This is a genomic window from Nocardioides sp. NPDC127503, from assembly GCF_040302165.1.
In the GTDB taxonomy this organism is placed as follows: Bacteria; Actinomycetota; Actinomycetes; order Propionibacteriales; family Nocardioidaceae; genus Nocardioides.
Genome location: NZ_JBEORH010000003.1, coordinates 78,012 through 99,646, shown reverse-complemented (window position 1 = coordinate 99,646; position 21,635 = coordinate 78,012). Strand labels below are relative to the sequence as shown.

At 68.8% G+C, this 21,635-nt stretch carries 18 protein-coding genes; 5 read left to right on the top strand and 13 right to left on the bottom strand.

Annotated elements, in window-relative coordinates:
- Window positions 1–44 precede the first annotated feature (44 nt).
- The 4 genes from ABTW65_RS07560 to ABTW65_RS07545 are packed head-to-tail and all read right to left on the bottom strand — an operon-like array spanning window position 45 to window position 3,156.
- Window positions 45–1,076 carry an SIS domain-containing protein gene (locus tag ABTW65_RS07560; RefSeq protein ID WP_350659367.1) on the bottom strand — a complete coding sequence of 344 codons (1,032 nt, stop codon included), beginning with the start codon at window positions 1,074–1,076 and terminating at the stop codon, window positions 45–47.
- A 7-nt stretch (window positions 1,077–1,083) separates the two neighbouring features.
- Window positions 1,084–1,284: a Trm112 family protein gene (locus ABTW65_RS07555; RefSeq protein ID WP_350659366.1), complete on the bottom strand. Its 201-nt coding sequence runs from the start codon at window positions 1,282–1,284 to the stop codon at window positions 1,084–1,086.
- A complete protein-coding gene (locus ABTW65_RS07550; protein WP_350659365.1) occupies window positions 1,281–2,684 on the bottom strand; it encodes a phosphomannomutase/phosphoglucomutase in 1,404 nt (467 codons plus the stop codon). The genes ABTW65_RS07555 and ABTW65_RS07550 overlap by 4 nt, the downstream gene beginning before the upstream one ends.
- Window positions 2,685–2,703: 19 nt before the next feature.
- Entirely contained in the window at window positions 2,704–3,156 is a 453-nt protein-coding gene (locus ABTW65_RS07545; protein WP_350659364.1) for a DUF3499 domain-containing protein, read from the bottom strand.
- Here ABTW65_RS07545 and ABTW65_RS07540 point away from each other — a divergent pair.
- Window positions 3,155–3,571, top strand: coding sequence for a metallopeptidase family protein (locus ABTW65_RS07540; protein WP_350659363.1), 417 nt, complete (start codon window positions 3,155–3,157; stop codon window positions 3,569–3,571). The genes ABTW65_RS07545 and ABTW65_RS07540 overlap by 2 nt on opposite strands.
- Window positions 3,572–4,225: 654 nt before the next feature.
- Here ABTW65_RS07540 and ABTW65_RS07535 read toward each other — a convergent pair.
- The 3 genes from ABTW65_RS07535 to ABTW65_RS07525 all read right to left on the bottom strand — a co-directional run bounded on the left by ABTW65_RS07535 (window position 4,226) and on the right by ABTW65_RS07525 (window position 9,462).
- Window positions 4,226–6,055: a DUF5719 family protein gene (locus ABTW65_RS07535; RefSeq protein ID WP_350659362.1), complete on the bottom strand. Its 1,830-nt coding sequence runs from the start codon at window positions 6,053–6,055 to the stop codon at window positions 4,226–4,228.
- Window positions 6,052–8,958, bottom strand: a complete 2,907-nt coding sequence (locus ABTW65_RS07530) for a glycosyltransferase (RefSeq protein WP_350659361.1) — start codon at window positions 8,956–8,958, stop codon at window positions 6,052–6,054. The genes ABTW65_RS07535 and ABTW65_RS07530 overlap by 4 nt, the downstream gene beginning before the upstream one ends.
- A 249-nt stretch (window positions 8,959–9,207) precedes the next feature.
- Complete coding sequence (locus ABTW65_RS07525) at window positions 9,208–9,462, bottom strand: WhiB family transcriptional regulator (RefSeq protein WP_008361238.1); 255 nt, start codon at window positions 9,460–9,462, stop codon at window positions 9,208–9,210.
- A 352-nt stretch (window positions 9,463–9,814) separates the two neighbouring features.
- Here ABTW65_RS07525 and cofD point away from each other — a divergent pair, with 352 nt between their 5' ends.
- From cofD to ABTW65_RS07510, 3 genes are read left to right on the top strand one after another with little or no spacing between them, the layout of a single operon-like run.
- Window positions 9,815–10,828 (top strand): 2-phospho-L-lactate transferase, encoded by a 1,014-nt coding sequence (gene cofD, locus ABTW65_RS07520; RefSeq protein WP_350659360.1) that lies wholly within the window; start codon window positions 9,815–9,817, stop codon window positions 10,826–10,828.
- Between the two features lie 20 nt (window positions 10,829–10,848).
- A complete protein-coding gene (locus tag ABTW65_RS07515; RefSeq protein ID WP_350659359.1) occupies window positions 10,849–11,814 on the top strand; it encodes a coenzyme F420-0:L-glutamate ligase in 966 nt (321 codons plus the stop codon).
- 41 nt (window positions 11,815–11,855) lie between these two features.
- The gene (locus tag ABTW65_RS07510) at window positions 11,856–12,638 is read left to right on the top strand and encodes a DUF3105 domain-containing protein (RefSeq protein WP_350659358.1); all 783 of its coding nucleotides are present in this window, start codon (window positions 11,856–11,858) and stop codon (window positions 12,636–12,638) included.
- An 83-nt stretch (window positions 12,639–12,721) separates the two neighbouring features.
- Here the strand turns inward: ABTW65_RS07510 and ABTW65_RS07505 are convergent, their stop codons facing one another.
- Window positions 12,722–13,798 (bottom strand): mannose-1-phosphate guanylyltransferase, encoded by a 1,077-nt coding sequence (locus ABTW65_RS07505; RefSeq protein ID WP_350659357.1) that lies wholly within the window; start codon window positions 13,796–13,798, stop codon window positions 12,722–12,724.
- 23 nt (window positions 13,799–13,821) lie between these two features.
- On the opposite strand from ABTW65_RS07505, the gene ABTW65_RS07500 reads away from it, so the two are divergent.
- Window positions 13,822–14,523, top strand: coding sequence for a TIGR03089 family protein (locus tag ABTW65_RS07500; protein WP_350659356.1), 702 nt, complete (start codon window positions 13,822–13,824; stop codon window positions 14,521–14,523).
- Here ABTW65_RS07500 and ABTW65_RS07495 read toward each other — a convergent pair.
- From ABTW65_RS07495 to glf, 5 genes are all read right to left on the bottom strand, one after another.
- Window positions 14,505–16,613: an N-acetylmuramoyl-L-alanine amidase gene (locus ABTW65_RS07495; RefSeq protein ID WP_350659355.1), complete on the bottom strand. Its 2,109-nt coding sequence runs from the start codon at window positions 16,611–16,613 to the stop codon at window positions 14,505–14,507. The two genes, ABTW65_RS07500 and ABTW65_RS07495, sit on opposite strands and share 19 nt — an antisense overlap.
- Before the next feature lie 124 nt (window positions 16,614–16,737).
- Window positions 16,738–17,535 carry an ABC transporter ATP-binding protein gene (locus tag ABTW65_RS07490; RefSeq protein WP_350659353.1) on the bottom strand — a complete coding sequence of 266 codons (798 nt, stop codon included), beginning with the start codon at window positions 17,533–17,535 and terminating at the stop codon, window positions 16,738–16,740.
- The gene (locus ABTW65_RS07485; protein WP_350659352.1) at window positions 17,532–18,431 is read right to left on the bottom strand and encodes an ABC transporter permease; all 900 of its coding nucleotides are present in this window, start codon (window positions 18,429–18,431) and stop codon (window positions 17,532–17,534) included. The genes ABTW65_RS07490 and ABTW65_RS07485 overlap by 4 nt, the downstream gene beginning before the upstream one ends.
- Window positions 18,415–20,430, bottom strand: coding sequence for a glycosyltransferase (locus tag ABTW65_RS07480; RefSeq protein WP_350659351.1), 2,016 nt, complete (start codon window positions 20,428–20,430; stop codon window positions 18,415–18,417). The genes ABTW65_RS07485 and ABTW65_RS07480 overlap by 17 nt, the downstream gene beginning before the upstream one ends.
- Window positions 20,427–21,620 carry a UDP-galactopyranose mutase gene (gene glf / locus ABTW65_RS07475; protein WP_350659350.1) on the bottom strand — a complete coding sequence of 398 codons (1,194 nt, stop codon included), beginning with the start codon at window positions 21,618–21,620 and terminating at the stop codon, window positions 20,427–20,429. Before glf ends, ABTW65_RS07480 begins: the two co-directional genes overlap by 4 nt.
- Window positions 21,621–21,635 lie beyond the last annotated feature (15 nt).

Below are 21,635 nucleotides of genomic sequence, written 5' to 3'. Positions count from 1 at the left end.
GTGCGATATGAGTCAGATCACAAAGATCTGTCCGTCATTCGGAATTAACCATCATTAACCAGACCCAAACGAAGATACTCCGCGGAGTATGTGCCCTGGAGCAGGAGGGACGCGTAGCGGGCGACCTCCGTGCTGGCGTTCGCCTCGACGACCTCCACCCGTACGCCGCGCGTGTCCGCGGCCTCGGTGAGCAGACGTCGCTGCTCGACCATGATCGGATCGGTTGCGCCGTCGTCGAGGATGACCAGAACGGGACGTGCCGACGCTGGCTCCTCGGCGAAGGGGTCGTCGAAGACGTTGCGGGGCCGGGCCGCCTCGAGGACCGGGAGCAGGTCGTCGGCGTCACCGGCGATGGCACCGCGGCCGCTGGCCCGGCGCAGGTTCTCGGCGACCCGGCGGGCGGCGCGGGCGGCCAGGACGGAGCCACCCCACACGACCGGGAGCGAGTCGGCCAGCGAGATCGCCAGGATCTTGCCGGGGTTGACCGAGATGTCGCGATGCGGTGAGCAGGCGGTGGCGACGTCGTCGAGCGCGTCGGCCACCTTGTCGGCGTCGGCCTCCGGGCCGAGACCGACCGAGTTGAGGTAGGTGAGCATCAGAATCGCCATCGCGAGCGTGTCGCCGCCCTCGACCGGGAGCAGGGTGCTGTCGCGGCCCTCGGCGTGCTGGGCGACCAGCGACTTCTCCGGAGCGGCCACGACAAGCTGGGCGCCACGGCGGACGGCCTCGGCGGCGGCCGAGGCCTCCCCCGGGTCGGAGCCGGTCGGGGCCAGCACGACCACGAGATCGAGGCTCCCTGCCCAGCCCGGCAGGCCTGGGGCCGGCCAGGCGACGAACGGCACCGGGCAGAACGGCTCGAGGACTGCGCGCAGCAGGCGCGAGTCGGGACCTGCGGCGACGACGGCCCGGGGTCGACCGGTCTCAGCGGCGCGGCGTACGGCCTCCTGCAGGGGCTCTGCGGCACCCGCAGCCTCCCGGCGGACCCGGGCCCCGGACTCGGCCAACGACCGCAGCAGCAGGTCGATACCGGCCAGCGCCCGCTCGTCGTCCAGCCTGGACTCGTCGAACCAGGTCATCGCGGCCTCACTCGCCCTTGGTGGGACGGGCCTCGTCGATGAGCAGGACGGGAATGCCGTCGCGTACGGGGTAGGCCAGCCCACACTCCCCCTGGCAGACCAGCTCACTGTCGGCCTCGACGGGCAGGAGATCGCCGTGGCACTGCGGGCAGACGATGATCTCGAGCAGCTTCTCGCTCAGGCCCAGAGGGGTCGTTGCGCCAGTCATGCGCCTCGCCTTTCGTTCGGTGGAGTCTTTCGGATGATCGCGAGCGCCTCGTCGCGCACGCGCTCCATGGTGGGTGTGTCCTTGCCCTCCGCGTTGAGCCGCAGCAGCGGCTCGGTGTTGGAGGCGCGTACGTTGAACGACCAGTCGGCGTGGGAGAGGGTCAGGCCGTCGAGCTTGTCGACGGTGACACCGTCGCGCCCTGCGTACGCCTTCTCGATCTCGGCCACGGTGGCGGCCTGGTCGGGGACGGTGGAGTTGATCTCGCCGCTCATCGGATAGCGAGCGTACGCAGCCAGCAGCTCGCTCAGCGGCTTGTCGGTCTCGGCGAGGGCGCCGAGGACGTGCAGCGCGGCGAGCATGCCGGAGTCGGCGCGCCAGAAGTCGCGGAAGTAGAAGTGGCCGCTGTGCTCGCCGCCGAAGGCCGCCTCGGACTCAGCCATCACGGCCTTGATGTAGGAGTGGCCGACCCGGGTGCGTACCGGGGTGCCGCCGAGCTCGGTGACGATCTCCGGGACGGCGCGGGAGGTGATCAGGTTGTGGATGATCGTCGCGCCCGGCTCCTGGGCCAGGGCACGCTCGGCGATCAGAGCGGTGATCGCGCTCGGGCTGACCACGTCGCCCTTCTCATCCACCAGGAAGCAGCGGTCGGCGTCGCCGTCGAAGGCCAGGCCGGCGTCGGCGCCGGTCTCGCGCACCTTGGCCTGCAGGTCGACCAGCGTGGTCGAGTCGAGCGGGTTGGCCTCGTGGTTGGGGAAGGTGCCGTCGAGCTCGAAGTACATCGGGATCAGCTCGACGGCCTCGTCGCCCAGGCGGCCGAAGACCGCGGGCGCGGTGTGGCCGGCCATGCCGTTGCCGGCGTCGGCGACGATGGTGAGCCGGCGACCCTTGACCGGGGCCAGGCCGAGCAGGTGCGCGGCGTACGCCTCCAGCACGTCGGTCTCGCTGATGCTGCCGGCGACGTCGGCGATCGGAGCCTCACCGGAGATGACCAGGTCGCGGATCTCGTCGAGCCCGGTCTCGGCGCCGACCGGGACCGCGTTGGCCCGGCACAGCTTGATGCCGTTGTACTGCGCCGGGTTGTGGCTGGCGGTGAACATCGCACCCGGCAGACCGAGGTGACCGGAGGCGAAGTAGAGCTCGTCGGTCGAGGCCAGCCCGATCATCGTCACGTCGGCACCTGCCTCGGTCGCACCGTCGGCGAAGGCTCCCGAGAGCGCCGGGGAGCTGGGGCGCATGTCGTGGCCGACGACGATCTCGCCGCCACGCGCGTCGACGACGTGCACGAAGGCTCGCCCCGCGAGTCGGGCGAGATTCTCGTCGATCTGATCAGGGACGGTGCCACGGACGTCGTACGCCTTGAACACGGCGTTGGCGATGTCGGGGTCAACTCTCTCCGGCATGTCCGGAACTCTAGTCGTCCTACTCGGACGTCAGCACGCGGAGGTGCCCGCGGCGAGTGCCGCCGGGGCGGGGCTGGCCGTCGCTCGCGCCCGGCTCGTCGGGGTCGTCCTGCCCGGGGGCCCCGACAGGGCCTCGCGGGGACGGAGCCGGCGGCCTGGCGGCCTCACGAACGGCGTCGGCCAGAGCGAGCAGATCATCGCCCTTGGGCTGCGGGTCGACGGGCTCACGGGCCAGCCTGACGACCTCCCAACCCCGGGGCGCGGAGAGCCGCTCGGCGTGCTCCTCGCACAGGTCGTAGGCGTGCGGCTCGGCATAGGTCGCCAGCGGGCCGAGAACGGCCGTCTGGTCGGCGTACACATACGTGAGCGTGCAGACAGCTTGACGCTGGCAGGCGGTACGCGAACAACGACGAGCAGTCACGAGTGAACCGTACTCCCCTGAGGCCAGCCGCGCAGTTAGGCTCGCGTACATGACCAGGCACAGGGATCGGCATGGCCGTGGCAGGCGCGGTCCGATGGCCGTCCCGACCGATCCGAAGGTGCCGGTCCTGCGCACCCGCCGGGAGCGCTTCGATGACATCGCGCTCGCCATCGTCACCGAGATCGACGGCCGCTGGCAGTCACGGCTGGGCCTGATCGAGTACGCCGTCGAGGAGTCGCCGGACATCCCCAAGGAGTGGACCGTCGACGACCACATCCCGCTCGGGTCGCTCGAGCGTGGCGCTGGCGCGAAACCGGCGCGGCTGGTGATCTATCGGCGGCCGATCGAGCACCGCTGCCACACCCGCTCCGAGGTCGAGGCGATGGTGCTCATGGTCGTGGTCGAGCAGATCGCGGACCTGCTCGGGATCGCCGCCGAGGATGTCGATCCTCGTTACCAGCCCTGAGGCTTGGGTTAGTCGTCTTTCGTCGGTGCTCTTAGGTACCGAGATTTTCTGGCTGGTCTGGGCCGCCGACCCGTTCTTCGAGGGTGTTCTCGACCTGCCCCGGAGTCAAGGACGGCCTGCGGCCGCCGGCTTCGCCGGTCGCCTTCGGCGATCCTTGACACCGGACCATGTCGAGAAAAGATTTGGCTGGCTATCGGGGCGGCGGCCCGGGTGTGGCCACGGCACACTCACCCACGGAAGGTGACCGATCCTCGACTACGCCAGACATGGGGTCTCCTCGTGAAAGAAAAGTTTCTTTCACGCGCCAACCCCACCCGTGGCCGAGGTGGCCTCTGCGGCGAACGAAAATTCGTTCGCCTCCCAACACCGCCTGCCGAACTGGTCCCCACGGAAGAAAATTCCTTCCACCGGTCGGCCCGACTGCCCAAGATCCCAAGCCCCCGCCCAACCCAAATCTCCGCACCAAACCCCTGCCGCCGACCCGATAACCAGCCAAAATTCTCAACGGAGCCCGGTGTCAAGGATCGCCGAAGGCGACCGGCGTCAGCCGGCGGCCGAAGGCCGTCCTTTACTCCGGGATCCGTTGAGAACACCCTCCCCGAAAGGGTCGGCGGCAAACCCCAACCACGAGGCAACGCCAACCCGAAGGCAGTGCTAGGGCTCCAACGGCAACGGCAGCCCAGGAGCAACCCCGGCGGTACGTACCTCAGAGCGCAGCGGCCGGAACGGAACGACCGCGTCGCCGTCCCCGCTCATCACCACGGCCGCATTGACCTCGACACCCTCAGGCACCAACTGAATCAGCGCAGCCTCAGCGGGCACCTCGACCTCGGCACCAAGCCCTGGGCCGATCTCGACGGACTTGGCCTTGAGCGCCTTGCCCTTCGCGGTCATCGGGACCACCTTGACCGTGCCGCTGGCCCCGGTCTTGGCGACCGGGCCGGCGATGAGGACCCGCTTCTTGCCGACGCTGGCACCGGCCGGGACGACCACCGCGGTCGGCTCCGAGATGGTCTCGGTGGCTGTGGTGATCGCGACGTCGCCGCGGTCGACCGAGCGCATCGCGGTGGCGACCGGGCCGGAGGCGACGATCTCGACGCCGTACGCGTCACCGGCGCTGTCCTTGCCGAGCAGCTTGGTCAGGTCGACCTGCGCCTGACCGTTGGGCGGCACGCTGATCTCCGGAGCGCCCTCCGGGGTGAGGACGTTCTTCGGGGTGAGCAGGCGCAACTCCGCGCTCACCTGGGCGTCGCCCGGGTTGGTGACGGTGAGCGTGCGGCTCGCGGACTTGTTGGGGTAGCCGACCAGCAGGTTGGTCTCGGCCGGGGTCGACTGACCCGAAAAGTAGTCCTCGGTGCCCTTCTCCGTCTCGAGCGCGATGGCACGGTCGCGGACCATCACCCCGGCCTGGCCGCGTACGACCGTGGTCTTCAGGGAGAGCTCGCCCTTGCGCGGGATCACGTGCAGCAGGTCGAAGGTGCGGGTGGTGTTGCCGGGGATCGCGACGCCGCGGAGGTCCTCGGGGACCGCCACCACGCCCTTCTCGTCGTAGAGCGAGATGTCGACCGTGGCCGCACCGCTGTTGGGGTTGGTGAGCTCGAGGATCGAGTTGTGGGTGGCGCCCGCACCGACGCCAGGGAACCAGGCCTCCGCCTGCGGAGGCAGGCATCCGGTGGCCGCGAGCGGCTTGATCGTCGAGCGTCCGGCGACCAGGCCGGGGGCGACCTCCTTGCCCGCCTTGACCACGACCGAACCGGGCTTGACCGACGCGCCGGTGACCTTGCCGGACGCCACGGTGGCCTTTGCGCCGTCGCCCGCACCCGGGCCGCTCAGCGAGACCTCGCCGGACCCGTCGGCGGCGTTGGTGACGGCGACCTGGTCAGCACCGGACTTCGGCTTGCCGGGGCACACCACGGTGGCTGCCGTCGGCGCGCTGCTGTCGGAGGCCAGCTTCGGCTGCTCCCACTGATGAGGCCGATTGAGCAGCAGCGCCACGGCCATCGCGCCGACCAGGCCCAACGCCACCAGCACGGTGTTGTCGAGGCGGCGGCCGCGCTGCCTGCGTACGCGGCGAAGCCGGGGTCGTGCAGCGGCTGCTGCCGCGGCGGCAGCCGCCATCCGCCCGCCCTTGGCACGCTCCTGCTGTGATTCCTGCTGGGCCTCCGGCTCCTCCGCCCGCATCTCGTCGGCGGTCGGCCAGGCCTCGAACTCCGGCTCGTAGCCGCCCTGGAACTCGCCGGTCTGATAGTCGCCTTCGTACGGCGGTGGGTAGCCCGTCTGGGCGAGCATCTGTCCCGTCTCGGGACCGGGCACGTAGGGCTGCTGGGCGTAGAGCTGCTCGGGGGTGTAGCCCTCCGGCGGCGTCTGGGCCGTCTGACCCGCGTAGGGGTCGGAGAACGGGTCCAGCATCCACGGCTCCTGGCCGTAGACGTCGTCGTCCTGCGGCTCGTGTGAGCGGTCGTAGGGCTCACGTGAGTGACTCATGCCGACTCCCTCCTCTGGATCAGCGTCGGCAGGCACAGGACCAGGACCACGAACAGTCCGATCCCGGCCAGGACCAACAGGATCGTACGGATGATGGACTGCGACTCGGTCACGCCCGGGTCGCTCGGCTCGGAGTCGAGCAGCCAGGCACGCGTCGAGCGCTCGACGGTGCTCGCCTGGGTCACGGACCCGGAGGCGTCGATCCCCTCGGCGACCGAGGAGTCGGCCGGCCCGGGCATCACGATGTAGGCCACGCCCTGAGCGGCCAGATCACCGATCACCGCGTCGTCGGGGTCGGCGGCCAGGCGGCGTACGACTCCGGTGAGGTCGTCCGAGCCACCGGCGACCTGCGCGATCTCGTCCTCACCGAGGGTGATCCCGTCGTTGCGCAGGACGGCGTAGCGGATGCCCTCGTCGACCGAGCCGCGCAGCACGAGGACGCCGTCCTCCGGGCCGAGGGTGGTCGAGGTCGGGTCGAGCATGTAGGAGGGCACCCCGGTGTGGCCGAGGGCCCTGGTGTTGTCGGTGAGGTCACCGGTGCCGGCGTAGACGAACCAGCCGAGGCTGCCGACGACACCCACCGCGGCGACCGCGGCCGCCGCGCCGACCATGACCTTCCGCAGCCCGTTCAGGCCGTCGAGGATGGCGCCCTGGGCACCCAGCACCGTCGCGACCACCGCGAAGCCCTGGATGGCGACCAGCGGGAAGCCCCAGCCGACCCGGGCGATGCCAGCGTCGAGCGGGATCGGGATCCAGGACAGCAGCATCGTGACGACCGCCGTCGCGACCGCGCCGATCCAGCAGACCATGACCGGGATCCGGGTGCGGCTCGGGATCAGCGCGAGCACGGCCAGCAGCGGCAGCGCCAGGCCCAGCCACCAGGGGGCGCCGAGGTCGGTGCCGTCGAGCCCGGTCAGGCGGCCCACGAGCAGGTCGAACCCGCCGGCGGCCGGGGCCGGCAGCCGGCCCGGGTCGAGCAGCAGGGCGGCCCAGCCGCCGGAGAAGATCGACGGCAGCCACCACGGAAGCAGCAGCCCGACGGGTGTCGCGATGGCCGCAGTGGGCGGACCCCACTGGTCGCGGTCGCTGAGCACTGCGGGCATGAGCCGGCGGGCGACGATGAAGATGACCGCCGCGAAGACGGCCGCGACGAGGAAGGCCATCGGCGCGAAGGCGGTGATGACGGTGAGCAGCAGACCGGTGCGCCACCCGGCGCGCCAGCGGCGGTCGGCGACGGGGTCGCTGAACCCGAGCGCGGCGTGGGCGAGCCAGGGCAGCAGCGCGCCGACCACGACCGCACCGATCCGGCCGTCACCGAAGGCACCGCTGACATAGGGAACCAGGGCGTACGCCGTCGCACCCCACAGCAGCAGCCAGCGAGGTGCGCCGAGGTGGCTGATCAGCCGGCCCGCGACCCGCAGCAGCCGCCACGCACCGCCGAGCGCGATGGGGAAGCTGAGCAGCATCACGGCGGTGACCGCCAGGCTCGGGTTGCCGCCGAGGAACGTCGCGAGCACTGCCAGCGGGAAGACGTGCGGCGGCGCGGGCACGCCGGTGCCCTGCGAGATCGCGTGCCACGACTCGAACTGCAGCTGCCACCAGTCGCCCACGTTCTGAGGCGTCGGTCCGAGGCCGCTTCCGGCGACGCCGCCGAGCGCCGCCCGTGCCCCGATGACACCGAGGATGCCGACGACGACCAGGAGCACCGCGACCGGGTTGGTGAACAGACGCACCAGCCACCCGGTCTCGGCGGGGATCTCGTCCTCCTCCAGCTGGGCCCGATCGGCCTGCCGCTTGGCGGCGAAGGAGGCCGGGTCGGCCTCGGCCTGCGCCATCTGACGCCGCTCGGCGATGTCGGAGGCCTGCAGGGTGACTGCGGTGGCGACGTCGGAGACGAAGTCGAGACCGTGGCGGTAGGGCAGCCACGGCGGAGGCAGCAGCGCCTTGACCACGTCCTTGTCGGCGTGCGCCTGCTTCCGGCGCCGCCGCTTGGCGAGCATGATCTGGCCGGTGTGGCCGTAGATCCAGCCCAGCGCGGCCAGGTCGTCGAGCGCGGTCCCAGGGTCGCGCACCAGGATGAAGCCGAGCATCCGCCACAGGGTCTGGAAGAAGAACCTGACCATCCACAGCGCCAGCGTGCCCGGCCGGCCGTTGACCAGCAGCGTGTAGAGCGCGGCCCGTCGCTCCTGATAGTGGATCCGGCGCCCGGTCAGCTGCGTCTTGCGTACGCCGCGGTGGGCCGCCTCCACGTGGAAGACGACCGCGTCCGGGACGGCGATGGTCGTGAAGCCGGCGTTGGCGGCCCGCCAGCCGAGGTCCATGTCGGTGCCGAGGACCGGGAGGTGCTTGTCGAAGCCGCCCAGGTATTCGAGGACCTCGCGGCGGATCAGCATGCCGGCGGTGTTGACCGCCAGGACGCGGCGTACCTCGTCGTGCTGGCCCTGGTCGTACTCGCCCCGCTCCAGGCCGGTCTCCCGGGCTCCGGTGACCGAGATCGAGACACCGAGCTCGAGCATCCGGCGCAGCGAGGGCCACTCCCGGATCTTGGGGCCGAGGATGTCGGCCTCCGGGTATTCCGCGGCGGCGTCGAGCAGAGTCGAGAGCGCGTGCGGGTCGGGGGTGGAGTCGTCGTGGAGGAACCAGATCCACTCCGGCGGCTGCGCCGCCTGGTGGAGGATGGCGAGCGCCTCGTTGGCCGCGTCCGCGAACGTCGTCGACGCCGGGAGCTTGACGACCTGGGCGAAGGTCTCCTCCAGGATCTCGACCGACCTGTCGGTGGATCCTGTGTCGATCGTGACGGCAAAGCTCACCGGAGCCTGCTGGTTCCTGATCCCGTCGATGACGGTCGGAAGCCAGCCGGCGCCGTTATGAGAGACGAGGACGAGGGCGACCGACGCTTGCACGATCGGCAACCCTAGTGCCCATCTGGTCATAGACCGAATGGACCTGTCGGGCGATCGGCCACGCCCCCGCAGGTATCTGGGCGGAAAAGATCAGCAGGCCCGGACCGTGATGGTCCGGGCCTTGCTGGCTCGTGCTTGGTTGCGGCCTTCGTAGATCTCGACCCGCTTCACGCCTTCGCAAGCTCAGGCGTTGCGCTCGCTCGATCTTTTCGCGTTGCGACCTCGCTCCTTCGTCGCGAGGTCACAGGCTCAAACTGCGCGCTTCTTCAACTTACGGCGCTCTCGCTCGGAGAGTCCGCCCCAGATTCCGAAACGCTCGTCGTTGCCCAGAGCAGACTCAAGGCAGTCCTGGCGCACCTCGCAGGTCTGGCAGACCTTCTTGGCCTCCCGAGTCGATCCACCCTTTTCAGGGAAGAACGCCTCCGGATCCGTCTGCGCGCACAGGGCGCGCTCCTGCCAGCCCCCTTCGTCGGTGTCCGGCTCGAGGAGAAACAGCTCTCTCATCGTCTTTCCGACCTTTCGACCCTATTCAGCTTGTTTTCGGGACCGTGACCCCATCTTGGGCCAGTCACCTCACGCCATCGGCAGGTAACCGATCCCCCCGTTTTTGCGGGCACTGCCTCTTGTTACGGCCTAGGCCATCTTTTTGATGCAGTTCCCTGCCGAAATCTTCCCGAGATTTTCAAGCGCTGTCGCCACCGCTATCGGTCCTCGTTTCAATTTCGAATCACACTGATGAAATTACATGCCTGTCGGTGCCACAAGTCAACCCTCAAATCTGCTAGGGCCGCATTAACACAGGCTTTCAGCACCGGCTGGAGCAGGGGTGCTGGCCCTCGTCTGAGAGGCTAGGGCCATGCGTGACATCACCGTTCTCTCCGGCGGCCATGGTGGTTCGAAGTTCATCTCCGGGCTCCTCCACGGCATCTCTGCCGGCCGTGTCCCAGGCATTGGGGAAGATGCCCGAGTCACCGTGATCGCCAATACCGCCGACGATCTGTGGATGCACGGCGTCAAGGTCTGCCCCGACCTCGACACGGTGATGTACACCCTCGGCAACGGATTCGACCATGAGCGCGGCTGGGGCCGCAAGGCCGAGACCTGGTCGATCAAGGAGGAGCTCGAAGCCTACGAGGTGCCCGGCACCTGGTTCGGGCTCGGCGACCGCGACATCGCCACCCATCTCGTACGCACCCAGATGATCGAGGCCGGGTTCCCGTTGTCGCAGGTCACCGCTGCGTTGTGCGAACGCTGGCTGAAGCCTGTATGGGGCGACCGGGTGCAGCTGCTGCCGATGACCGACGACCGCGTCGAGACCCATGTGGCGGTGAAAGACGAGAATTCACCCAGTGGCCTCTCAGTCGTTCACTTCCAGGAATACTGGGTACGCCTCCGGGCCGGCGTGCCCGTCGAGAAGCTGATCTTCGTGGGGCAGGACGAGTCGAAGCCGGGCCCCGGAGTGATGGACGCGCTGCTGAAGTCCGACCTGGTGATCGTGCCCCCGTCCAACCCGGTCGTCTCGATCGGGACCATCCTCGGCGTGCCCGGGATCCGGGAGGGCCTGGTCGCCACCTCGGCGCCCGTGGTGGGGATCTCGCCGATCATCAGCGGCCATCACGTACGCGGCATGGCGGAGCAGATGCTCACCGCCATCGGCGTCGACGCGACCACCGCCGGAGTCGGTCTGCATTATGGGACGCGAGGCTCCGGCGGAGTTCTCGACGGCTGGCTGGTCGACACCGCCGACGCCGACGCGGTCCCCGCGCTCACCGAGTCGGGGCTGAAGGCGGCCGCTGTTCCGCTGTGGATGTCCTCCGAGGACGCGACCGCCGACATCGCCGCCGCCGCGGTCGAGCTGGTCACCCGATGACGGGGCCCACGAAGGCGCCCATGAGCGGGCAGGGCATCACCGTCACCGCCCCCGACGGCGTACCCGAGGTGCGAAAGGGCGATGATCTCGCCGCCCTGCTCCTCGACGCCCTGGAGTCCCCGCTGGTCGACGGCGACATCGTCGTGGTCACTTCGAAGGTCGTCTCCAAGGCCGAGGGCCAGGTGCGGGAGGGCAACCGGGACGATGCGCTCCCCGGCGAGACGACGCGGGTGGTGGCCCGACGCGGGCCGACCCAGATCGTGCGCAGCCGGCTCGGGCTGACGATGGCCGCCGCCGGGATCGACGCGTCCAACGTCGAGGCCGGCCACATCGTGCTGCTCCCCCTGGACCCGGACGCCTCCGCGCATGCTCTGCGCGCCACGCTCCGCGACCGCACCGGCGCGAACGTCGGAGTGATCATCACCGACACCGCCGGACGCGCTTGGCGCGACGGGCAGACCGACATCGCCATCGGCGCCGCCGGTCTCGAGGTGCTGGAGAGCTTCGCCGGCCAGGTCGACGCCTACGGCAACGACCTCGTCGTCACCGCCCCCGCCGTCGTCGACGAGATCGCCTCGGCAGCCGAGATCTCCCAGGGCAAGCTGGGCGCGCGGCCGTTCGCGGTCCTGCGCGGTCGGGCGGATCTCGTCCGCGAGCCCGGCGACGACGGTCCGGGAGCGAACGCGCTCATCCGCCCCGAGGGGTCGGACTTCTTCGGCTTCGGGGCCAGGGAGGCCGTCGTACGCGCTCTGAAGGGCGCCGCCGAGGACCAGGCTCCGTTCGGTGCCCCGGCGAGCGTCGAGGAGCTCTCCGCGGCCGTCGCGGAGGTGACCGGGACCGCTCCCGTCCCGCACCAGGACGGGCTTCGGGTGGCCGGAGCCGACCCCGCGGTGATGGCCGCGCTGGCGTTCGCGCACGGCTGGCGATGCGAGCGCGAGGAGAATAATCACGGGGCAACTTCCCTTCTGCTACCACTGACCACCTAGAATCTGCGCGTCCCGACAAAAGACCCGAGGTACGCCGAACAGTGGCCAACAAGTCGCTCAACAAAGACCGCAAAGCGGTCATCAACGACATCCGCAAGAAGCAGGGCCGCGCAGAGCGCGTCCGTGGTGCGGCAATCGTCGGTGTCTGCATCGCCATCGCCCTCGTGATCGTGGGTGCCGCCGCGTGGGGGCCGATCACCGGCTACTTCAAGGACCGCGAGTTCAAAGACGTCGCGCTCCAGGACCTCGGCAAGAGCACCAAGGCTGCCGGCTGCCAGAAGGTGACGGAGATGGCGGCCGACGGCAACCAGAACCACATCGCCACCGGCACCGAGCAGACCTATACGACTGCTCCCCCGGCCTTCGGTCCGCACTGGAACGAGGCCAACGTCGCGCCGGCCGACATGTCGCGCAAGTTCTACACCCCGGACGACCGTCCCGACCTCGAGGCGCTGGTGCACAACCTCGAGCACGGCTACACGATCGTGTGGTACGACGAGACCGTCTCCGAGGACGAGCTGAACGTGCTCCGGGCGGTCGGTGACAAGTTCGCCGGCACCTCCAACTTCCGCTACAAGTTCATCGCGGCTCCGTGGACCGCTGCCGACGCCAAGGAGACGGCGGTCGCCGGCGACAAGAAGACCGAGTTCCCCTCGGGCACCCACATCGCCATGACGCACTGGTCCGCCGACCCGGCCAACCCGACCGAGGCGTCCACCCAGAAGGGCGTCTTCCAGTACTGCGAGGGCGTCTCCGGCGAGGCGATCAAGGACTTCATGGAGACGTACCCCTACACCTCCAGCCCCGAGGCCCAGGCCATGTGATCTGGCCCCTCCGGACGTACGAAACGGCCGTCTCCCTTCGGGGAGGCGGCCGTCTCTCATTTCCGCTGGTCGAGCTCTCAGCCTCAAGTGAGGTCGGTGCGGTCGGAGTCCTTGAGGGCGGCGACGATCTTCTTGACCTGCTGGGCGTGGGTGCGGGTGGTGACCAGGACGGCGTCGTCGGTGTCGACGACGACGATGTCCTCGAGGCCGATGAGGGCGATCATGCGGCCGGAGTGGGGCACGACCAGGCCGGTGGAGTCGAGGGCGTGGACGAGCGAGGCGTCACCGAGGATCGTGGGGCCCTCGGGTGAGGCGGTGGCGGCGGCCTGGAGCAGCGTCGCGAGCGAGTCGAAGTCGCCGATGTCGTCCCAGCCGAGGTCGGCGGGCACCGTGGCGACCTTGCCGGCGGCGGCAGCGGGCTCGGCGACCGCGTGGTCGACCGCGATCTTCGGCAGCGTCTCCCACAGCTCCTCGAGCCGCGACGGCTCGGCGGCGATGGCCCGCAGCCGGTCGGTGAAGCCGGGGTCCGACTGCGCGAGCAGGTCGAGGAGCACGGTGGGGCGGACGACGAACATCCCGGCGTTCCAGCGGTAGCGGCAAGTCGCGAGATAGCCGGCCGCGACCTCGGCGGACGGCTTCTCGACGAACTCGTCGACCAGGTACGCCCCCGGGTGACCGTCCAGCGCCTTGCCCTCGGCGATGTAGCCGAACGCGGTCGAGGCGAAGGTCGGCGAGATCCCGATCGTCACCAGCCAGCCGTCCGCGGCGATCGCCGCGGCGCTGCGTACGGTCTCGTGGAAGTTGTCGACGTTGCGGATCACGTGGTCGGCCGCGAAGGAGCCCATCACCGCCTCCGGGTCGCGCCGCTCCAGGAAGGCCGCGGCCAGGCCGATCGCCGCCATCGAGTCGCGCCCGCTCGGCTCGGCCAGGATCGCGTCGTGCGGCACCTCGGGCAGCTGCTCGCACACGGCCCGCTCGTGGACCGCGCCGGTCACCACCATGATGCCGTCGGAGACGGGCTCGAGGCGGTCGTAGGTCTCCTGCAGGAGGGTACGTCCGTGGCCGGTGAGGTCACGCAGAAACTTCGGCTCCGAGGACCGCGAGAGCGGCCACAGCCGCGTACCTGCGCCACCAGCGGGGATCACTGCCCAGAACGTCATGCCGCACACCTTAGGGTTTCATCGTGCAGACCTATCCCGAGACCCTCGCCCAAGCACTCCGGACAGACCCGGGCGGTCCGTTCGTGACCTTCTACGACGAAGCGAGCGGCGAGCGCCAGGAGCTCTCGACCACGACGTACGCCAACTGGGTGGCCAAGGCCTCCGGCCTCCTCGTCGACGAGCACGGCCTCGAGCGAGGCGACAGCATCCGGATCGACCTGCCCACCCATTGGCTGGCCACGGTGTTCCTCGGCGCCGCCTGGAACACCGGGCTGGTGGTGACCGACTCCGAGAGCCCCGACGCCGTCGTCTGCGGCCCCGAGACGCTGCCGACCTGGGCGGATGAGGCCGGGAAGCGGCCGACGCTGGCGTGCTCGCTGCTGCCGTTCGGCGTACGTTTCGCCGACCCGCTCCCCCAGGGCGTGCACGACGTCGGCATCGAGGTCTGGGGACAGCCGGACGCCTTCACCCCCTTCGACCCGCCCGCCGCGGACGACGCGGCCACCTCCTGGGCCGGCGTCGAGACCAGCCACGCGGATCTGTTCGGGGGCGACGGGAAGGCCGTACGGCTGCTCTCCACGGTCCCCTCGGCCTCACCGGCCGGCGCCGAGCTCCTCGCCTCCCTGCTCGCCGGTGGTGGCTCGCTGGTGCTGGTCACCAACGCGACCGAGGAGCGGTTGACCGCGCTGGCGGAGTCCGAGCGCGCTCAGCCGAACTGGTCGTAGCCTCGTACGACACCCATCTGGGTCTTCCGGTCCCAGCCGCCGTTCTGGTCGTGCTCGTAGGCGAACCACATCCCGTCGGACTTGCGGCGCAGCAGCAGGTCGCCGCCGGTGGAGGCACCGCGCAGGTCCTTGGTCGCGAGGATGACGTCGAAGACGCTGGTGTCGATCCCGGGGTCGGAGTAGGTGGTCAGGCCACCGGGGCCGTTGGTGCGGAAGATCAGCAGCTTGCTCGCGAGCCTGACGACCACCTCGGGCGAACCGTCGTCGGCATAGAACCGGCCGGCGCCGATGACCTGGGTCGAGCCGGTCACGGCGCTGCGCATCCTGTAGGACGCACCCAGCGCGCTGGTGCCGCGCCCGGGCCAGACCCGGATCTCGCCGGTGGAGTACTTGCCCACGAGATCGGGCCAGCCGTCGCCGGTGATGTCGCTGACCACGTCGATGACCGAGACGGACTCGAAGTTGCGCCCGATGATGACGCCGGTGGCGAACGTCTCGGTGCCGTTGCCGCGGTTGACCCGGATCGTGCCGTCGGTGTGGCGGATCAGGATGTCGCCGTCGCCGTCGCGGTCCCAGTCACCGGCGTTCATCAACGTGGCCGAGGTGCCGCCGATCAGGTTGGTCGCCCGCGGCGTACCGAAGCGGGCGTTGCCGTCGGTACGGATCACGACGATCCGCCGGTCGGTGGACCGCCGGGCGACCAGGTCCGGGTAGCCGCGGCCGCTGATCTGCGACTGCAGCTCGCGGGCGGCCCAGCTCGCCTGCTTCGAGCCCGCCTGCGAGCGGATCGTGCTCAGCTTGGCGTAGAGATGGCGGCCCGGGCACGCCGTGGAGCCGGCGTCGCGATGGCCCATGATCGCGTGCGAGAAGGTGCGGTCACCGATCCGGGTGGAGCCCTTGTTGCCGCGGACACCGTGCAGCGACAGCTTCCAGGCGTACAGCGTCCCGAAGGCGTTCACCAGCGCGGTCGGGGGTGCGACGTTGTCGAAGTTGCCGATCGCGGAGGCGGCGAAGGCGTAGCTGTTGTAGCCCGAGGTGTGAGCACCTACGACGGGGCGGTCGACGCCGCCGTAGCGGCCCTCCCAGATCCGGCCGAACTTGTCGATCAGGAAGTTGTAGCCGAGGTCGCGCCAACCCCTGCTCTGCACGTGGTAGACGTAGATGCTCCGGATGATCCCCGGCACCTGGTCTCTGGTGTAGGAGTTGGTGTTGACCGTGTGGTGCACGAACCCACCGCGGACCTCGTGGTACTCAGGCGGGCCGGCCTCGCGCACGCTCTCGTCGGCGCCCCACTGGCGACGGCTGTAGATGCTGGGCTTGGCGGTGTACGCGGCCGCCGACAGCGTCGCCGCCTCCCCCTCCTGCGCGCTCTCGGCGCTCTCGGCACTCTCGGCCGGCTCGGGCGCGTCATCGGCCCCCGTCTCGATCTCGGGCGACTCGCTGCGGCTCGCGTCAGCCTCGCCCGGCGTGATCACCGCCAGCTTGAGGTCGGCCGGCACCCGCGCACCGGTCAACCGGAGCCGGGTCTGCACCTGGTCGACCTCGCCGACGATCGCCTCCATCGTGCCGGGCCTGGCCCCGTCGGCCTCCGCGGAGCCCGGGTCAGGAGCATGGTCGTCGAGGTGGACGTCCAACGCCTGCCAGTCGCTCCACGTCCCGTCCTCCAGCGTGCGTACGTCCGCCCGGACCGCCTCCTCCGGAACGACCGCGCCGGGCGCCCAGGTGAGTCCGACCGTCCCGAAGCCGTCCACCGGCTGCGGGAGACTGGTGACGGTCACCGCGTCGCCCGCAGAGGCAGCCTTCTTGGCCTGAGCGGTGATCCGGCCGGCCACGGGCGCGGTCAGCGAGATCTCCTCGAGGTGGGCGTCGACCGGCTTCGCGGGCACCTGCGCCGCTGACGGCACCGCCACCTGGCTCCCGGAGGCGGGAACCTCGCCGGGTCGGACCACCTTCAGGTCGACGACGGTGCTCGCCGGGACCAGCGCGGCCAGGACGAACCCGAGCACGAGCAGCTGCTGGGTAGAGGCGACATAGCGCGACCGAGCGCGCTGAACCTCGCTCGACTGCTCTTCTCCGGCCTGCGAAATCAACGTGTGGATCCCCCCTGGTTCCGTAACACCAGGGAACATCTTTCACACCAGCCACAGACGTGGGAAGAGCCTGCGAAGAACTACAGATCTGTAATTCCCCGCAGGCTCTCGCCCTGAGCTCAGCTCAGACTTCCGCCCCAAGGGCACTGTCGGCAGCGTCGAGCTTCCTCTGCGCCACCGATCCCTTGGCGTCGTCCTCACCGTAGTGGAGGTACTCGATGCCCTCGTCGACGTCGCCGTCGAAGACCAGGCGGCCCTTCTCCAGACAGATGACGCGGTCGCACATCCGCTTGACCGAGCCGGCGGCGTGGCTGACGTAGACCACGGTGCGGCCGCTGTCGCGGATCTCCTCCATCTTCTCCATGCACTTCTTCTTGAAGGGCTTGTCACCGACGGCGAGGACCTCGTCGGCGAGGAAGATGTCGGAGTCGATGTGGACGGCGACCGAGAACCCCAGGCGCGAGTACTGTCCCGAGGAGTAGTTGCCGACCGGGGAGTTGAGGTGGTCGCCGAGCTCGGCGAAGTTCACCACGTCGTCGTAGATCTCGGCGGTCTCCTCGGCGGAGAGCCCGTAGATCGCGGCGTTGAGGAAGATGTTCTCCCTGCCGGACAGCTGCGGGTGGAAGCCCGCGCCCGTCGCGATCAGCCCGGCGATCTGACCACGCGTCTTCACGGCACCCTGGTCGGGGCGCATCACGCCGCTGATCAGCTTCAGCAGGGTCGACTTGCCCGAGCCGTTGAGGCCCATCAGGCCGACCGACTCGCCCTGCTTGATCGTGAAGGTGACGTCGTCCAGCGCCTTGAAGGTGTTGGAGACCGCCCGTCCCTTCATCTTGGCGACGGTGATGTCCTTGATGCTGCGGTGGTAGCGGAGCGTGAAGTTCTTGGTGACTCCGTCCACCACGATCGAGTCGGCGGTCATGTCAGACGCTCCGGAATCTTGTTCTCGTACTTGCTGAAGACCACCTGGGCGATCACCAACAGGACCAGCGAGACACCGAACGCGCCCAGACCCCACATCCACAGATTCTCGGGCAGGTGCTCGGCGGCGGTCGCCTCCGGGTTCGGCGTCACCCCGACCCAGAAGGCCTGCTGGAAGAGCAGCACGGCGTCCGAGATCGGGTTGAGCAGGTAGATCCAGGACTTGTCGCCCAGAGCTTCCACGATCATCGAGAACGGGTACATCATCGGTACGCCGAACCGGATGTAGTTGGTCAGGATGTTGACCGCGCTGCCGAAGTCCCGGAAGAAGACGTTGGCAAGGCTGAAGACCAGCGCCAAGGCGGTGCCCAGTGCCATCACGATGCCGAGCGCGAGCAGGAGCGAGGGAATCGTCTCCCAGTTCGGCGTCCATCCGCTGAACACGCAGACGACGATGAGGATCAGGGTCGCCGGCACGAGGTGGTACAGCGAGACCAGCATCGAGGCGACCGGGAACATCTCCTTCGGCATCGCCATCTTCTTCAGCAGACCCTTGTTGCCGAGCAGGGATCGCGTCCCTGCCCCGAAGGTCTCGGTGAAGAAGTGGACGATGACGAGCCCGGCGAAGAGGTGGACCGGGTAGTTGTCCATCCCCTTGTCCGCGCCCATGATCTTGCCCATGAAGATCCAGTAGACGAGGAACTGCGTCAACGGGTTGATGTAGGACCAGAAGACGCCGAGGATCGAGTTGGAGTAGCGACCGCTGATCTCCCGCTGCACGAGCAGCTTGAGGAGGTAGCGGCGCTTGAAGACCGAGAGCAGCCCGAGGTTCTCCGCAGGGGGTGCCAGCGGCGCGTCGACGATCCGTACGGGGCGTTCATCAACTCCGGTTGCCATCGGACCCCTTCTCCTCAGCGGCCAGCCACGGCTCGAAGGTCTTCTCCCAGGCCTCCGGCGAGGTGAACTCGCTCAGCTTGGAGCGGTACTCCTCGGCCAGCTTCGGCCACTGGCGCTTGAGCCGGCGGTGCACCTTGACGGTGTCCTTCAGCATCTGGTTGAAGAGCTTCTTGTCGCGGCGGTAGAAGGCAGCGCCCTGCTGGTCGTTCATCGACACGATGGCGCTGTCGTACTTGGTGATCCGGTACCACTGGTTGTCCATGGCGGCGAGCTCGGCCTCGGGGAACTCCGTGGAGAGCTTGCGCGGCTTCATGAGCTGCCGGATCGGCGCCTTGAGCGCGGCCAGCTTGACCTCGCGGCTGGTCGGGACCTCGGTGTCCTCCTTGCCCTTGCGCGGCGGCTTGTGGCGGCGCACGGGCGGGAACTCGTCACGGTCGGCCTTGAGCTGCGCGTCCGCGTAGTCCTTGACCATCTCGCGTACGGCGGGAAGCTGGGTCGCGAGGGTCTCGTGGAGCTTCTCGGGTCCGGCGAGCACGTCGAGCAGCGCCTGGTGGCGCAGCATGACCGTCGAGTACTGCATCGAGACCAGGTGCTTGATCTGGTGGGAGAACGACTCGGTGACCATGCGGCCGCCGTCGTCGTAGATCGAGTGCAGCAGCGCGGCGACGAAGCGGTTGCGCTGGTGGAAGTAGGACTGCCAGTCGAGGGCGTCGTTCTTGTCGGTCCACGGGACGTGCCACACGGCCGCACCCGGGAACGACACGGTCGGGAAGCCGGCCGCCTTGGCGCGCAGGCCGTACTCGGAGTCGTCCCACTTGATGAAGACCGGCAGCGAGAGCCCGATCTCCTCGATCACCTTGCGCGGGATCAGGCACATGAACCAGCCGTTGAAGTCCACGTCGACGCGCTTGTGCAGCCAGCGGGTCGAGCGCAGGTTGCGGGCACCGAAGTCCCAGTCGCCGTAGACGCCGGGAGCCGACTGCCACCAGAAGCGCCACGGCTGGACGATCTCGCCGTAGGAGTGCAGGCGGGACTTGGCGTAGAGCGAGAACATGTGGCCGCCGACGATGGTTGGCCGCTTGGCGAGGTCACCGAAGGTGATCGCGCGGATGATGCCCTCGGGCTCGCACACGACGTCGTCGTCCATCATCAGGGCGTACGTCGCGGTGCCCTTGCGCAGCGACTCGAGCTGGCCACGCGCGTAGCCGCCGGAACCGCCCAGGTTGCCCTGTTCGATGATGTGCAGCAGGTCGCCCAGAGCCTTCTCGGCCGCCGGGAACTCGACGTCGTCGGCGACCTTCTTGGTGCCCTGCTCCATCACGAAGACGGTGTCGAGGTAGGGACGCAGCTGCTCGTCCTCACCCATCTGCGCGAGCAGCTTGGCGCAGAAGTCGGGCTTGTTCATGGTGGTGACGCAGATGTCGACGGTGCCGTGCTCGGCACGGTCGTCGGGGACCTCCGCGGTCCACTCGGCCGAGGTGATGACGGCGTCCTCGTCGGAGGCGACGACGTCGTACCAGTACCAGCCACCGTCGACGAACGGCTTCAGCGGCAGGTCGAAGGTGAAGGTGCCCTCGGGGTTGGTGCCGGTGTCAGCGGCATCGACGCGCTGCGAGCGGCCGTTGGCCATCGACTTGTAGACGATGACGCTCGCGCCGCGGCCCTGGAGGGCTACGGTCAGCTTCACGCTCTCGACCACGGTGTGCCGGCGCCAGTAACTGGCCGGGAACGCGTTGAAGTAGGTGCCGAGCGAGAGCCGCTCGCTCTTCAGGATCCGCAGCGCCGTACGCGACTCGATCTGGTCGGGGTGGATCTGGGTCCCGTCGTTGATCGACTGGCGGATCTGGGCGTTGTTCAGCGCCTGGGCCGTCTTGTCGGAGCCGACCTCGTACTTGTCGGCGTCGAGGATGGCGGCCTGGTTGTCGACGTAGAGCGGGAGTACGTCGGAGTCACGGTCCAGGGGCAGGATCTGCCGCTGGAGCAGTCGGGTCACGCTCATTCGTCAACGCCTCCGGAGGTGAGCGGGGTGCCGTCCTCGAAGTGGGGACGGAGCTTGTTCTCGAACATGGTGAGCGCGGACGCGATCGCCATGTGCATGTCGAGGTACTTGTACGTGCCGAGGCGGCCACCGAAGAGCACCATCGGCTCCTTCTTGGCCAGGTCGCGGTAGACCAGGATCTTCTCGCGGTTGTCGGCGGTGTTGATCGGGTAGTACGGCTCGTCGCCCTCCTGGGCGAAGCGGCTGTACTCCTTCACCACGATCGTCTTGCCGGGCTTGTAGCGGTCGGCGCGCTCGGGGTGGAGGTGCTTGAACTCCAGCTCACGGGTGAACGGGACCTCGGGGTCGTTGGCGTTCACCACGCCGGTGCCCTGGTAGTCGTCCACGTCGAGGGTCTCGGACTCGAGGTCCACGGTGCGCCAGGAGAGCTTGCCCGCGGAGAAGTCGAAGTACTCGTCGACCGGACCGGTGTAGACGATCGGGACCTTGCCCTTGAAGTCGTCGACCACGGTGAAGAAGTCGGTGTCGAGCTTGACCTCGATGTTGGGGTGGTCGGCCATCCGCTCCAGCCACGCGGTGTAGCCGTCGACCGGGAGACCCTCGTACTTGTCGTTGAAGTAACGGTTGTCGAAGGTGTAGCGGACCGGGAGGCGCGTGATGATGTCGGGCGACAGCTCCGTCGGGTCCTTCTCCCACTGCTTGGCGGTGTAGCCCTTGATGAAGGCCTCGTAGAGCGGACGGCCGATCAGCGAGATCGCCTTCTCCTCGAGGTTCTTGGCGTCCTCGGTGTTGAACTCGGAGGCCTGCTCCGCGATCAGCGCGCGCGCCTCGTCGGGGGTGTGCGACTTCCCGAAGAAGGAGTTGATCAGCGCGAGGTTCATCGGCAGGGAGTAGACCTGCCCCTTGTACTTCCCGAACACCTTGTGCTTGTAGTCGGTGAACTCGGTGAACTTCCGCACGTAGTTCCACACCTTCTCGTTGGAGGTGTGGAAGAGGTGGGTGCCGTACTTGTGCACCTCGATGCCGGTCTCCTCGTCGAACTCGGAGTAGGCGTTTCCACCGATGTGCGGACGGCGCTCGATGATGAGCACCTTCTTGTCCAGCTCGGTGGCGGCGCGCTCGGCGATGGTGAGGCCGAAGAGGCCGGAGCCGACGACGACGAGGTCAGGAGTGGTTTCAGGGAAGGACACGATCGCTCAGTCTAG

What these genes read in the sequence shown, in the direction of transcription:
- ABTW65_RS07560 (WP_350659367.1), bottom strand. Translation starts at nt 1,076, where the DNA reads ATGACCTGGTTCGACGAGTCCAGGCTGGACGACGAGCGGGCGCTGGCC.
- ABTW65_RS07555 (WP_350659366.1), bottom strand. Translation starts at nt 1,284, where the DNA reads ATGACTGGCGCAACGACCCCTCTGGGCCTGAGCGAGAAGCTGCTCGAG.
- ABTW65_RS07550 (WP_350659365.1), bottom strand. Translation starts at nt 2,684, where the DNA reads ATGCCGGAGAGAGTTGACCCCGACATCGCCAACGCCGTGTTCAAGGCG.
- ABTW65_RS07540 (WP_350659363.1), top strand. Translation starts at nt 3,155, where the DNA reads ATGACCAGGCACAGGGATCGGCATGGCCGTGGCAGGCGCGGTCCGATG.
- ABTW65_RS07545 (WP_350659364.1), bottom strand. Translation starts at nt 3,156, where the DNA reads ATGTACGCGAGCCTAACTGCGCGGCTGGCCTCAGGGGAGTACGGTTCA.
- ABTW65_RS07535 (WP_350659362.1), bottom strand. Translation starts at nt 6,055, where the DNA reads ATGAGTCACTCACGTGAGCCCTACGACCGCTCACACGAGCCGCAGGAC.
- ABTW65_RS07525 (WP_008361238.1), bottom strand. Translation starts at nt 9,462, where the DNA reads ATGAGAGAGCTGTTTCTCCTCGAGCCGGACACCGACGAAGGGGGCTGG.
- cofD (WP_350659360.1), top strand. Translation starts at nt 9,815, where the DNA reads ATGCGTGACATCACCGTTCTCTCCGGCGGCCATGGTGGTTCGAAGTTC.
- ABTW65_RS07515 (WP_350659359.1), top strand. Translation starts at nt 10,849, where the DNA reads ATGAGCGGGCAGGGCATCACCGTCACCGCCCCCGACGGCGTACCCGAG.
- ABTW65_RS07505 (WP_350659357.1), bottom strand. Translation starts at nt 13,798, where the DNA reads ATGACGTTCTGGGCAGTGATCCCCGCTGGTGGCGCAGGTACGCGGCTG.
- ABTW65_RS07490 (WP_350659353.1), bottom strand. Translation starts at nt 17,535, where the DNA reads ATGACCGCCGACTCGATCGTGGTGGACGGAGTCACCAAGAACTTCACG.
- ABTW65_RS07485 (WP_350659352.1), bottom strand. Translation starts at nt 18,431, where the DNA reads ATGGCAACCGGAGTTGATGAACGCCCCGTACGGATCGTCGACGCGCCG.
- ABTW65_RS07480 (WP_350659351.1), bottom strand. Translation starts at nt 20,430, where the DNA reads ATGAGCGTGACCCGACTGCTCCAGCGGCAGATCCTGCCCCTGGACCGT.